The organism is Asticcacaulis sp. (genome assembly GCF_051954415.1).
GTDB lineage: Bacteria > Pseudomonadota > Alphaproteobacteria > Caulobacterales > Caulobacteraceae > Asticcacaulis.
In genome coordinates this window covers 26,055-38,400 of sequence record NZ_JBQCHT010000020.1, presented here as the reverse complement: position 1 = coordinate 38,400, position 12,346 = coordinate 26,055, and the positions used below count along the sequence as shown (strand labels likewise).

Here is a 12,346-nt window from a genome sequence, read left to right as displayed (position 1 = left end):
TGACCGTCTGAAAACGAAACCGCAAATTGCCGTGAAGCAGCAAAAAAGCCATATCCACATATTTGATACGGATTTTGGCTCTTCACAACCTTTGGTTAACCATTGGTTGAGTAAATGCAACTCAGATATCAGCGTTTTTATAAAAAACGTAAGAGTAAGGAGTACCTCAAATGACCAACAGCGACACCTATCAGCACCGTCTTGATTTCGCTCGGATCACGCCTGAGGACACCGCCCTGCTGCGACAGGTCTGGCCCCGCATCGCGCCTGCCCTGCCCCGTATCCTGACCGCCTTCTATGCCCACATTACGCGCGAACCGCACCTGGCCGCCATGATCGGCGCCCACGAAAGCCGCCTGCAGGGCGCGCAGAGCCGCCACTGGAACATGCTGTTCACCAGCGGTTTCAGCCAGGATTATTTCGACAACGCCCTGCGCATCGGCCAGACGCATCACCGCATCGGTCTGGAGCCCAAATGGTACATTGCCGGCTACCAGTTCGTGCTCGATGAACTGACGGCGACCCTGACCGCCGCCTACCGTTTCAAGCCGAAAACCCTGACCAGAGCGCTCATCGCCGTCAACAAGGCGGTGTTTCTCGATCTCGATATTGCCATCTCCACCTACCAGGCGGCCAGCGAAGGCGCCATCATAGAAAAGGCGCGCAAAACGGAAACCGCGATCGATCAGTTCCGTGGTGAATTCGAAACCATTGTCGGTCAGGTCTCCGAGCGGTCAGCCAGTCTGCAATCGACTTCGCGCGACCTGGGCCAGGTGGCCGACAGCGCTCAATCGACCTCCGAGACCGTGGCCGATGTCGCCAACCGCGCCTCGATGGATTCCCAGTCCGTGGCCGCCGCTGCCGAGGAACTGACCAAGTCGATCCAGGAAATCAGCAGCCAGATCAGCGGCGCCTCGACCGGCATCCGCTCGGTCGTCTCAATGGCCGAAACCTCCAGCGCCGAGGTCAGCCAGCTTTCCGGCGCGGTCGACAAGATCGGCGATATCCTGGGCATGATCCAGGGCATTGCCGCCCAGACCAATCTGCTGGCGCTTAACGCCACCATCGAGGCCGCCCGCGCCGGTGATGCCGGCAAGGGCTTTGCCGTGGTCGCCACCGAGGTCAAGGCCCTGGCCGACCAGACCGCCCGCGCCACCACCGAAATCTCTCAGCATATCAAGGAGATCAGAGGCTCGACGGACCGCGCCGTCGCTTCGATCGGCGATATTGTCAATGCGATCACCGAGGTCGAAGCGTCGAATACCTCGATCGCCGCCGCCGTCGAGGAACAGAGCACCGCCACCAACGAGATCGCCACCAGCATCCAGCATGTGTCGGACGCCTCGTCCAGCCTGTCAGAGCACATTGTTAGCCTGAACAGCGCCGTAAAACAGACTCAGATGGCAACGGAATCAGTGGATGAATCCGCTCAGTCCCTGGCGGCGCAGTCCGGCGAACTGACCCGCCACGCCGAGCAGTTCTTCATCACCCTGCGGGCGTCTTGATATCGCTCACGGCGCGAGGCGCCTCCGCGGGGGCGGCGCGCCGCGCACATTTGCGCGTATTTTTTATTTTTCAAAGAAGAGTGCTGGCCTTCTGTTGCAAGGCGGCCAGCGGGCCCCGCCCAGGAGGCTTAGTTCCTAGGAGTTTAGGTGGATTAGATCCGCCGCATTACGCAGCAAGAGCTTGATCCGAAGCGAAGTTATCGTTCGCAGTTATAAAATGAGGCGATCACAGAGCCTCACACTGAGGGAAAGCTTCACCTTTACACGCCTGTCGATGCTGATCGGCCCCATAATCTCTAAGCCTGAGATCAATGGTGGAGCCGCCGGGAATCGCACCCGGGTCCAGTTCGCTTATTACGTGGGCGTTTATCCCCATAGTCGGGCCGAAACCCGACGGCTTCAATATAGGCGCACCGGACGCTCAGGGGAAGAGATAAGCGAACAAAATCATCCTTATCGAATTTTTGTCACAGACCCGTGAAGTCGCGGGGCAAATTTATGCGCCCTGCCCTAGCTTCCGGACATCCAAACCCAAGCTGAGGAACTCCATCATGTCCCGTTCTAGCCATCTTCGTGCCGCCGCCGCCTGTGGCGCCATCTTCGTCCTGTCCATAAGCGGTCTGGCCGCCTGCAGCAAGACCACCACCGACAAGGTCGAGGAAACCACGACCAGTGTTGTGTCCGATGCCTCGGCGGCTGTCAGCAGCATCGGCGCCGATATGGACGCCAACAAGACGCAGGATTTCGTTACCAAGGCGGCCATCGCCAATATGTTCGAGATCAAGACCAGCGAACTGGCGGTCAAGACCTCCAAGAACGCCGATGTCCTGGCCTTTGCCAAAATGATGATCAAGGACCACACCGCCGCCGGCGACAAGTTCAAGACCGCCGTCGCCGCCACCTCCGGCCTGACCCCGCCGGCCGCGCTCGATGATGATCACCAGAAGAAGCTGGACGACCTGGCCACCAAGACCGGCACCGACTTCGACAAGGCCTATGTCGATATCCAGCAGAGCGCCCATTCTGAAGCGGTCAACCTGTTCGATGACTATGCGAAGAACGGCAAGGACGCCGCCCTGCAGACCTTCGCCACCAACACCCTGCCGACTCTCCAGGCGCACAAGGACAAGATCGACGCCTTCAAGGAATAGTTGCTCACAAGGAACAGAGATAACAGGCCCGCCCCCGTTCGAAAGGCGGGCCTTGTTACGTCAGCATATCTGAAAAACCGTTTGATTTGTTACGACTTTCAAATGTTTCATCCTTGAAATTTATCTTGCGGCGAGCTCGGAACCGATCTAGTCTGACCTCATATGGCGCCGGGGGCGGTGCCTGATCTTTGAGGGGGAAATCCTGATATGCGTCGTTTGATGACCGCGGCACTCCTGTCGCTCGGCCTCGCCATGAGCGCTGCGCCGCACCTGGCCCAGGCGGCCGTTTATGCCAACCGCGTGGAAATCACCAGGCCGGCCGAAGGGACGCCGATCCTGATCGTCATGCCTGAGGTCTCGCTGGGAATGCTGACGGCTGGCGGCACGGTCGAGCCGAAGGAAGAGTGGTCGCAAAATACGCGCAAGTACCTGAATGACAACCTGGCCAAGGCGTTGCAGGGCAAAAAATACGCGACGGCCTCGACCGACCTGGCGGCCTACGAGGACTCGCAGGATCAGCAGATGCTGAAGCTCAACGACGCCGTGACCGACTCGATTGCACAGAATATCGGCCTCATGGCCCTGCCGACCAAGACCAGCTTCGACTGGACCCTGGGCGACGGCGCCACCGGACTGGTGCCGGCGGATTCGACCACGCCGCCGGCCTATGCCCTCTTTGTGCGCTGCAAGGGAAGCTGGTCTTCCGGCGGCCGAGGCGCCGCCTTCCTCGCCGCCGCCGCGTTCGGCGCGGCCATCCCCATGGGCGGCCAGTTCATCACCGCCACCCTGGTGGACCTGAAAACCGGCCAGGTGGTGTGGTATCAGTTCAACATGGTCGGCATGGGCACCGATATCCGCACGCCGGAAGGCGCCGCCACGGCGGTCGATACCCTGTTCAAGTCCCTGCCGCTGTAAGCGTGCGCCCATGCTCATGACTCCATCCCGCCGGCGCCCCTGGGGGCACCGGGCCGCCATCGCCCTGGTGCAGGCCAGCCTGCTGGCCGCCGCCGCCATACCGGCGCTCAGCCTGCCGGCTAGGGCGCAGGAGGCGCAGGCCGCCAATCTCGATCGGGACATGCCCGAACGCATTCCCGGCGCACAACCCGATCCGAAGTCGCTTGAAGGCGGCATCTGGGCCGATGCCGCCAAGGCCGAGCGCCAGGCCAGAACCTCCGGTGAGCGCGACACCGATCCGGCGCTGGAAGCCTATGTCTCCGGCGTCGAAGCAAAGGTCGCCGGCCCCTTCGCCGGTGATATCCGCATGTATGTCATGGACCGGCCTTTCTTCAATGCCAGCGTCAGCCCCAATGGCTATGGCGAAGTATGGTCGGGCCTGCTGCTGCGCTGCGAAACCGAGGACGAACTGGCCTTTGTCCTCGGCCATGAAACCGGGCACTTTCGCCATTCGCACGGCCTGAAACGCTATCAGGAGGTCAAGGCCGGCTCAAACACCGCCATGGTGGCCATGCTGGTGATCGGCGTCGCGGCGGCCGCCTCTGCCGCGGCCTCCGCGCCTGCCGGCACAACCTATCGGCCGGTAGGCGGCTACTCAGGCACCCTGATCGACCTCACCTATCTCGGCACCATCGCCGTGCTGATGGGCTATTCGCGTGATACCGAAGCCCAGGCCGATGCCTATGGCCTGATCTATGAAAATAAGGCCGGCTATTTCACCGGTTCCGGCGCCGCTCTGTGGACCCGGATGATCGAGGAAACCCAGGCGTCGGACTATGAAAAGGTGCGCCGGCTGCCCACCCGCACCAATGTCTTCGGCAGCCATCCGCTGGAAAGCGATCGCATCACCCTGTTGAACGCGCTCGACCGGCAGCTTCACGGCGGCGCCCTGGCCACCCGCGACGCGGCGGAAGCGAAAGCGGCGCGCGCCGCCTACCGCGCCCATGTCCGCCCCTATCTCGGCCGCTGGCTGAAGGACGACCTGCGCCGCCAGGATTACGGCCAGACCTTGTACCTGATCGACCATCTGAGCGCTGATGGCGAAGATGCCGGCCTGCTGAACTTCTATCGCGGCGAGGCCCTGCGCCTGCGCGGCCATACCGACGACCTGCCCCAGGCGCTGGCTGCCTACAAAGCGGCGCTCAAGAGCCCGGACGCACCGGTCGAGACCTGGCGCCAGTTGGGCGATGTTTACCGCCATGCCGGCCAGACGGCTGAGGCGCAGGATGCCTACAGGGCCTATCTGGCCGCCGCGCCCACGGCCAGCGACGCCTGGATGATCCAGGACGAAATCGACACCATAGCCAAGACCACGCCGGCCGAAACGCCAGCATCGGCATCTGGCGCAACACCCGCGCCCGAAGCCGCACCATCCAACGGGGGAGCCACCACATGACCATCAACCCACTGATCAGACCGGCCCTGGCCGGCATCATCGCCACCCTGAGCCTGACCGCCTGCACCACCGCACCGGTCCTGGCGCCCACCGGCGCCTATACGGTGGCGCCCAGCTATTCGGTCAAGCTGGACCGCAACTGGTCCGACCTCTCGCAGGCGACCCTCTTCAAGAGCAGCACGGCCCCCAAGGTCCGCCTGCTGAGCATCGACGGCCTGCAACTAAACCGCCTATACATATCCGAGGGCCTGACGCCCGACGATCCGCTGATCGCCAATCCGGCGCGCCCCGATACCAAGACGACGCCTACCCTGCGCGGCAAGAGCGACATGTCGCTCTCCGAACAGATGGAATTTGTTTCCCAATCCGTGGCGGCGCTCGATTACCACAAGGTCGAGACCCGCAATCCTCAGCCGGTGACTGTCGGCAGCGTCAAGGGGGTGCGCTTTGAACTGACCGCCAGCACGCCCGAGGGCCTGCACATGCACGGACTGGCCCAGGCGGCGGCGAAGGACGGCAAGAGCTACTACATCGTCTATCTGGCGCCGGAAGAGCACTATTATGCCGCCAGCCTGGCCAGCGTGACCGCCATTATGGACAGTGCCAAACTGCCGTAACCGGCAATGTTTGCAGCAAAAAACGCCTGCCTCCGGTATCAGAGGCAGGCGTTTTCGTTTGGCTCACCGTCTGATCAGAAGAAACCAAGCTTGCCCGGTGCGTAGGAGACCAGCAGGTTCTTGGTCTGCTGATAGTGGTCCAGCATCATCTTGTGGGTTTCGCGGCCGATGCCGGATTGCTTGTAGCCGCCAAAGGCCGCCCCCGCCGGATAGGCATGGTAGCAGTTGGTCCAGACTCGACCGGCTTGAATGCCGCGGCCGGCGCGATAGGCCGTGTTCATGTCACGCGACCAGACACCGGCGCCCAGGCCATAGACCGTGTCATTGGCGATCTCGATGGCTTCTTCCACCGTCTTGAAGGTGGTGACCGAAACCACCGGCCCGAAGATTTCCTCCTGGAAGACGCGCATCTTGTTGTGGCCTTCGAAGACGGTCGGCTTGATATAGAAGCCGTTATCGAGATCGCCACCCAGACGGCTGGCCTCGCCACCGGTCAGCACCTTCGCGCCTTCGTTGCGACCGATCTCCAGATATTTCAGTATCTTGTCATATTGTTCCTGCGAAGCCTGCGCGCCGATCATGGTGCCGGTATCGAGCGGGTCACCCTGGGCAATGGCCTCGACCCGCTTGATGGCGCGCTCCATGAAGCGGTCATAGATCGATTCCTGCACCAGCGCCCGCGACGGACAGGTACAGACCTCGCCCTGGTTCAGCGCGAAGAAGGCGAAGCCCTCCATGGCCTTGTCGAGGAAGGCGTCATCCTCCGCCATGACGTCGGCGAAGAAGATGTTCGGTGACTTGCCGCCCAGCTCCAGCGTGATGTTGGTGACGTTATCGGCGGCATAACGCATGATCTCCTTGCCAACGGCGGTCGAGCCGGTAAAGGCGATCTTGGCGATGCGCGGGCTGCGCGCCAGCGGCGCCCCGGCCTCTATGCCGGTGCCGGAGACGATATTGAGTACGCCCGGCGGCAGCAGGTCGTGGATCAATTCGGCAACGACGAGGATCGAGGCCGGGGTCTGTTCGGCGGGCTTGAGCACCACGCAGTTGCCGGCGGCAAGCGCGGGCGCCAGCTTCCAGGCGGCCATCAGGATCGGGAAGTTCCACGGGATGATCTGGCCGACCACGCCCAACGGCTCATGGAAATGGTAGGCGACGGTGTCGTTGTCCAGTTCGCCGATCGAGCCTTCCTGAGCCCGGATGCAGCCGGCAAAATAACGGAAATGGTCGATGGCCAGCGGGATATCGGCCGCCGTGGTTTCGCGCAGCGGCTTGCCATTGTCCCAGGTTTCGGCCTCGGCAATCAGGGCCAGGTTGTCCTCGATGCGCTGGGCGATCTGCAGCAGGATATTGGAGCGTTCGGTCACCGAGGTGCGGCCCCAGCCTTCGCGGGCGCGATGCGCGGCATCGAGCGCCAGTTCGATGTCCTCCGCCGAAGAGCGCGGCACTTCGCAGATCTTGCGGCCATTGACCGGCGAGGTATTATCCATGTAGCGGCCCTTGACCGGCTCGATCCACTGGCCGCCGATATAGTTGCCGTAGCGGGTCTTGAAAGGCGCGCCGGCCTCGATAATGCGTTCGAATTTGGTCATGTTCGTCTCCTTGCCTGTTGGATTGGTTGAGACAAGGCTGCGCGTCTGTGCGGTGCAGCAACAAGCGCCATCGCCCCCTCAGCACCCGCATAGGCCGCGTTTTGAGGCGCTTTTCCGTCCGCCTGTCGCGCCGCACGACAGGATTTTGCCGTCTGTCGCAGATTGCGACACCGCCGGCGCGTTTCGGATCAAAACGGGCGTGAAAACATCGTTTACACTTGCATCGGAACGGTTAAGGGTTTTCTCTTTCCCTAAAGACAGGGAGTAGAGTTGAGCGCTGCCGATCCATCGCAAATCCAGAAAGCCCGCGAGGTCTTCTTCGCGCGTAAGGGCCTGCCTGTCGACCAGATCGGCCACTCCATCCTGCGCTCGTGGATACGCTGCGCCGATATGGGACTGGACGAACGCGCCATGCCTGCCATCGATGCGCCGACCGCCTCCGAAATCCGCCTGCTGCATGAAAAGCACGAGGCCCTGCGCCGCATTTCGCGCCCGGAACTGGACGCCCTCTATTCCGAGGCGCGCGAAATCTCCGGCATCGTCATCCTGACCAATGCCAAGGGAGAGATTCTGGATGCCGTCGGCGATCCCGGCTTCGCCGACAAGGCCGCCCAGGTGGCCCTGCGTCCGGGCATATTATGGAGCGAAGACGGCACCGGCACCAATGCCATCGGCACCGCCCTGGCCGAACGCCGCTCGGTCGTGGTCAATGGCGGCGAGCACTATTTTCAGAGCCACCAGGTCCTGACGTGTTCGGCCACGCCGATCATCGATCCGCGCGGCGCCACGATCGGCGTGCTCGATATCTCGGTGCCGGCCAGCCAGCCAAGCGGCCATGTGCTCGGCATGGTGCGCATGGCGGTTGAGCAGATCGAGCACCGGCTTTTCCGCAACGGCTTCGACGGCTGCCGCACCCTGCGCTTCCAGACCGACCCCAACCTGCTCGGCGCCGCCCGCGAGGGCATACTGGTGCTGAAGGACGGCATAGTGGTGGCCGCCAACCGGCGCGGTCTGTCTCTGGTGGGCCGCACCTGGGAGGGCCTGGACCAGCTTCATGTCGAGGAGATTTTCGACACCCGCGCCGCGCATCTGGCTTCCGGCCGGCTGAAAGGGCAGGATGGCCGCGAGTTCTTCGCCCAGTTCGAAGGCGAAAGCATCGGCCCCATCTTAAGCACGGCCCCGCAGCAGAGCCTGGAAGATATCGAGCTTTCCAGCATCCGTCAGGCGCTGGAAGCCCACGGCGGTAATGTCAGCGCCGCCGCCCGCCACCTCGGCATCCATCGCAGCACGATTTACCGGCGGATACAGGGCATTTAACACAGGCTCTCCTGACAGGAACCTCCAAATTTCTTCAAGAAATTTGGCAAGCGGGACTGCGCGCCCGAGCTGATGCGAGGCAAGCCCGCGCGGCGCTTCAGCATTTTTTGTTCCAAATTTCTTCTGAAATTTGGCAAGGGCGACTGCCCGCCGCGCACGTTTGCGCGTAAGCCCGCGCGGCGCCTGAGCGCACGCAAAAATGTCGCTTCGACGGTTACATCTCATTCATGAACCCCTTTTAATTTGATTTCAGGGGGGGCTTCCTTCACTTTAGCGTCAAGTTCGATCGCTACAGATCGATGTTTTCCGGCTTCGGCTCAACACACTCCCCTGCTCCGGCGCGTTTCCCGTAACCGCGACAGTGAGCAGGACAAATGCCGCAGCCTTTGGAGGTTATAGTATGCGTACCCAAATCATTTATCCGGCCATTGGCGCGGCCAGTCTCATGGCCCTGCTGGTCGCCACCGGCGCCGCTGCCCAGTTGCGTATGCTGAGCGACGGCCCGCAGATCGAACTGCGCGACATGGTCGCCCGCGTCGTCGTCACGCCGGAAGACCGCAGCGATATCGATATCCGCGTCCGTTACGGCAGCGTGAAGGTGCCGACCCTGATGGTTTCGCAGCGCGGTTCCACCACCGTGCTGAATGGCCACTTAAGCTCAGGTCGCCAGCCGAATTTCAGCTTCCGCATCAATGTCAATGACGATGATCAGGTATCGAGCCGCAACGGCAAGGTCCATATCGCCGGCATCGGCCTGGTCAATGTCTCCGACCTGCCGCTGGTCTATGTCCGCGTGCCGGCCAATGCGGTGGTCAAGGACTCCGCCTATACCTTCGGCCGCGTCTCGCCCAGCAAGAGCCTGGACTTCATCATGAACGGCGGTGGCGAATGGGCCATCGAGCCCGTGGCCGGCCCGCTCAACATCATCAACAGCGGCCCCGGCCGGATCTCGGTCGCCAGCGCCGGTGACAGCATTGTCGACAATATGGGCTCCGGCGACATCAATCTCGGCACGGTGCGCAATCTCCAGGCCGTCCTGACCGGGTCCGGCAATTTCAATGTCGAGCAGAGCAGCACGACCGCCCTGCAAAACCAGGGCGCCGGCGATGTCAGCATCAAGCGCAGCGGCGCTCTGAAGGTCCAGCTCAACGGCTCTGGCGATCTGACCCTCGGTGACATCATGGGCGGCTTGAGCGTCGTCAATAACGGCTCCAGCGACATCGCCGTCCAGCGCGTCGGCGGCCCGGTCAATCTCGATATTTCCGGCTCGGGCGATGTCTCGATCGCTGGCGGACAGATACCGGCCTTTGTGCTGCGCGGCTCGGGCTCCGGCGATGTCAGCTATGGCGGCATCACCAACACCGTCAATGTCGATACCAACGGCTCAGGCGATGTCAGCATCATGAAGGCCACCGGCGCGGTCGTCACCAAGGTGGTCGGCTCCGGCGAAATGCACATAGGGCATTGAATTTATCCCCGGCCGGCGATTGGCAGTCTGTGGCAAGGTTTATTTAAGACGGGGAAGCCACAGATTGCATAGATGAACACAGATTAAGGAAGCCGGAATTTTCCCCGAAGTCCGTGCTTATGCTCAGCCGCTTAGAGAGCACAAAGCGCTCAAAACAGGCCGGCCCTGGCACATCCGGAAAACCTGGCACAAACCAATCGCCTTCCTGTCTTCATCTGTGTTCATCTGTGCAATCTGTGGCCTCACTTCTTCCTTAGGCCGCAAGCCCCACACTCAGGCAACTTATCCCCACAGCCCCACCACGGGATAGGCTATGCCCATGACACAGATGCACCCTCACCGCCCCGACCTGCGCCGCCGCGCCGAACGCCTGATCGCCGCGCTTGACGCCACGCCCGCGCCGCAGACTCTGTCTGACATCATGCGCGCCGCCCGCACCCTGATGGTGATTGACCGCCTGCTCAGCCAGCTATGGGCGACGCCAACCGCCAAATCCGGACGACCGCCAATGGCCGCCCCCGTGGACGTGGCGCCAACCGTGCGGGATGACAACCCCACGCCTGACATAGCCACCCCACCACCGCTAAACCGCCACCAGCGACGGCTGCAGGCCGCGCAGGAGCGCCACGTCCGCACGGATGCCCCCTTATCCGCGGCGAAACCGGTTCCTTTCCCCCTCCCCATGGCGATGGGGAGAAGACGGGAGCCGAACGAAGTGAAGGCGACCGGGTGAGGGCATGAGCGTCTGCCTGCGAAAATGCGTTCCAAAGGATACGTCCGTCATATGTTGCGCCCCCGGCCAAAGAAAATCAGCCCCGACCACACTCATAAATGCAACCAGGTGCGACAGCCTGCCGCACACATTTCATCCGAAATTACCGCTCGATTTTCGGAAATTTTCCCAACCCGCGCAACCACACGCATAACTCTTGTTGCGGCGCACAAAGAATTTCAAATATTAACGTTTTGTAATTTTAACTTATTGAATTTGTTCGATTATTACATCTCATTCATGACATGGTATTAATTTGAACTATGCACGTTGAAGGCGCATATGAGGGTCATCGCAGCAAACACACAGGAGATTTTAGCGATGACTGCCCAACTCTACACCGCCACCGCCCTTGCCGCCGGCACGCTCTTCATGATCGCCGCCCTGCTCACCATCGGCCAGTTCTAACCCTCCCCCGAAAGGATCACTCCCATGACCAACACCTACATGCCCGTCGCCGCCGTTTCCGCCCTCGCCGCCTTCACCCTGTTCATGGTGATCGCCCTGGCCACGGTCGGCCTGTAAGTCCCCTCCCTCAGAAAAGGAAACAGATCATGTCCCTCTCCATCCCCGCCGTCTCCGGCCTGGCCGCCTTTACCCTTTTCATGCTGGCCGCCCTTTTGAGCCTCGGCCACATCTAGGCCAATCAGTCCCCAACCTCGCGTAAGCGTAAATAAGGCGCGGAGAGCCCAGAAATCCTGGAACGCTCCCGCGCCTATTTCTTTGGCTTAACGCCGCCTTGAGCTTTTTAAGCTAGGCTCCGAAGCGAACCCGCCGGAGCATGTGCTGATGAATACCAGAGTAACCTGTCAAGGCTGCCGTGATGGCGCCGAACTCCCCTTTGCCTTCACCATGGCCTTCCAGCCTATTCTCGATGTATCGCAGGGGCGCGTGTGGGGCTATGAGGCCTTGGTGCGCGGACCGGAGGGCCAGGGCGCCGGCACGGTGCTGAGCCAGGTCACGCCAGAGATCATGTACAAATTCGACCAGGCCTGCCGGGTGCGCGCCATAGAGCTGTTTGGCCGCCTGTCCCCCCAGGATGACACGCGCCTGTCGATCAATTTCATGCCCAATGCCGTCTATGAGCCCTCCGCCTGCATCCGGGCTTCGCTGGGCGCCGCGGCCCGCGTCGGCCTCAATCCCAAACGCCTGATGTTCGAATTTACCGAGCAGGAGCATGTCACCGATACGGCCCACATCTCGAAGATCGTCGCGGAATACAAGCGCCAGGGCTTCATGACGGCGCTCGATGATTTTGGCTCCGGCTATGCCGGTCTGAATCTGCTCGCCAATCTCCAGACCGACCTGATCAAGATCGATATGGACCTGATCCGCGATATCAACACGGACCGCGTGCGTCAGGCGATTGTGGCCGGGATTATGTCGATCGCCCGCGCCCTGGATATCCAGGTCATCGCCGAGGGTATCGAATCCGAAGCCGAACTAACCACCCTGCGCGCCGCCGGCGTGTCGCTGTTCCAGGGCTACCATTTCGCCAAACCGCAGGTCGAGGCCCTGCCGATGGTGACCGGCTTTGAAGCAAGTCCTCGCACACAAGCCTTGCGGGCTTAATG

At 61.6% G+C, this 12,346-nt stretch carries 11 protein-coding genes and 1 other RNA gene; 10 read left to right on the top strand and 2 right to left on the bottom strand.

What is annotated here, in order from left to right:
• Nucleotides 1-170: 170 nt before the first annotated feature.
• On the top strand, nt 171-1,505 hold the full coding sequence (locus tag ACTHND_RS06490) for a protoglobin domain-containing protein (RefSeq protein ID WP_440176935.1): 1,335 nt from the start codon (nt 171-173) through the stop codon (nt 1,503-1,505).
• 79 nt (nt 1,506-1,584) lie between these two features.
• On the opposite strand, the gene ssrA is transcribed toward ACTHND_RS06490, so the two are convergent.
• Nucleotides 1,585-1,939: a transfer-messenger RNA gene (ssrA, locus tag ACTHND_RS06485) on the bottom strand.
• 117 nt (nt 1,940-2,056) lie between these two features.
• Between ssrA and ACTHND_RS06480 the strand changes: the two genes are divergently transcribed.
• The 4 genes from ACTHND_RS06480 to ACTHND_RS06465 all read left to right on the top strand — a co-directional run bounded on the left by ACTHND_RS06480 (nt 2,057) and on the right by ACTHND_RS06465 (nt 5,623).
• The gene (locus tag ACTHND_RS06480; protein WP_440176933.1) at nt 2,057-2,656 is read left to right on the top strand and encodes a DUF4142 domain-containing protein; all 600 of its coding nucleotides are present in this window, start codon (nt 2,057-2,059) and stop codon (nt 2,654-2,656) included.
• Nucleotides 2,657-2,863: 207 nt separating this feature from the next.
• The gene (locus ACTHND_RS06475) at nt 2,864-3,571 is read left to right on the top strand and encodes a hypothetical protein (protein WP_440176931.1); all 708 of its coding nucleotides are present in this window, start codon (nt 2,864-2,866) and stop codon (nt 3,569-3,571) included.
• Between the two features lie 10 nt (nt 3,572-3,581).
• Entirely contained in the window at nt 3,582-5,006 is a 1,425-nt protein-coding gene (locus tag ACTHND_RS06470; RefSeq protein WP_440176929.1) for a M48 family metalloprotease, read from the top strand.
• Nucleotides 5,003-5,623 (top strand): hypothetical protein, encoded by a 621-nt coding sequence (locus ACTHND_RS06465; RefSeq protein WP_440176927.1) that lies wholly within the window; start codon nt 5,003-5,005, stop codon nt 5,621-5,623. The genes ACTHND_RS06470 and ACTHND_RS06465 overlap by 4 nt, the downstream gene beginning before the upstream one ends.
• A 74-nt stretch (nt 5,624-5,697) precedes the next feature.
• Here ACTHND_RS06465 and adh read toward each other — a convergent pair whose 3' ends face one another.
• A complete protein-coding gene (adh, locus tag ACTHND_RS06460; protein ID WP_440176925.1) occupies nt 5,698-7,215 on the bottom strand; it encodes an aldehyde dehydrogenase in 1,518 nt (505 codons plus the stop codon).
• A gap of 270 nt (nt 7,216-7,485) precedes the next feature.
• On the opposite strand from adh, the gene ACTHND_RS06455 reads away from it, so the two are divergent.
• The 5 genes from ACTHND_RS06455 (at nt 7,486) to ACTHND_RS06435 (ending at nt 12,344) form a co-directional block, all read left to right on the top strand.
• A complete protein-coding gene (locus ACTHND_RS06455; protein ID WP_440176923.1) occupies nt 7,486-8,532 on the top strand; it encodes a helix-turn-helix domain-containing protein in 1,047 nt (348 codons plus the stop codon).
• 400 nt (nt 8,533-8,932) lie between these two features.
• Nucleotides 8,933-10,000 (top strand): GIN domain-containing protein, encoded by a 1,068-nt coding sequence (locus ACTHND_RS06450; RefSeq protein WP_440176921.1) that lies wholly within the window; start codon nt 8,933-8,935, stop codon nt 9,998-10,000.
• A gap of 319 nt (nt 10,001-10,319) precedes the next feature.
• The gene (locus ACTHND_RS06445; protein WP_440176919.1) at nt 10,320-10,733 is read left to right on the top strand and encodes a hypothetical protein; all 414 of its coding nucleotides are present in this window, start codon (nt 10,320-10,322) and stop codon (nt 10,731-10,733) included.
• Nucleotides 10,734-11,054: 321 nt separating this feature from the next.
• Entirely contained in the window at nt 11,055-11,180 is a 126-nt protein-coding gene (locus tag ACTHND_RS06440; protein ID WP_281187211.1) for a hypothetical protein, read from the top strand.
• A gap of 381 nt (nt 11,181-11,561) precedes the next feature.
• Nucleotides 11,562-12,344: an EAL domain-containing protein gene (locus tag ACTHND_RS06435; RefSeq protein ID WP_440176916.1), complete on the top strand. Its 783-nt coding sequence runs from the start codon at nt 11,562-11,564 to the stop codon at nt 12,342-12,344.
• Nucleotides 12,345-12,346: the final 2 nt, after the last annotated feature.

Excerpts from the sequence above, each read along its gene's own strand:
- ACTHND_RS06490 (WP_440176935.1), top strand. The coding sequence starts at position 171 with ATGACCAACAGCGACACCTATCAGCACCGTCTTGATTTCGCTCGGATC.
- ACTHND_RS06480 (WP_440176933.1), top strand. The coding sequence starts at position 2,057 with ATGTCCCGTTCTAGCCATCTTCGTGCCGCCGCCGCCTGTGGCGCCATC.
- ACTHND_RS06475 (WP_440176931.1), top strand. The coding sequence starts at position 2,864 with ATGCGTCGTTTGATGACCGCGGCACTCCTGTCGCTCGGCCTCGCCATG.
- ACTHND_RS06470 (WP_440176929.1), top strand. The coding sequence starts at position 3,582 with ATGCTCATGACTCCATCCCGCCGGCGCCCCTGGGGGCACCGGGCCGCC.
- ACTHND_RS06465 (WP_440176927.1), top strand. The coding sequence starts at position 5,003 with ATGACCATCAACCCACTGATCAGACCGGCCCTGGCCGGCATCATCGCC.
- adh (WP_440176925.1), bottom strand. The coding sequence starts at position 7,215 with ATGACCAAATTCGAACGCATTATCGAGGCCGGCGCGCCTTTCAAGACC.
- ACTHND_RS06450 (WP_440176921.1), top strand. The coding sequence starts at position 8,933 with ATGCGTACCCAAATCATTTATCCGGCCATTGGCGCGGCCAGTCTCATG.
- ACTHND_RS06445 (WP_440176919.1), top strand. The coding sequence starts at position 10,320 with ATGACACAGATGCACCCTCACCGCCCCGACCTGCGCCGCCGCGCCGAA.
- ACTHND_RS06440 (WP_281187211.1), top strand. The coding sequence starts at position 11,055 with ATGAGGGTCATCGCAGCAAACACACAGGAGATTTTAGCGATGACTGCC.
- ACTHND_RS06435 (WP_440176916.1), top strand. The coding sequence starts at position 11,562 with ATGAATACCAGAGTAACCTGTCAAGGCTGCCGTGATGGCGCCGAACTC.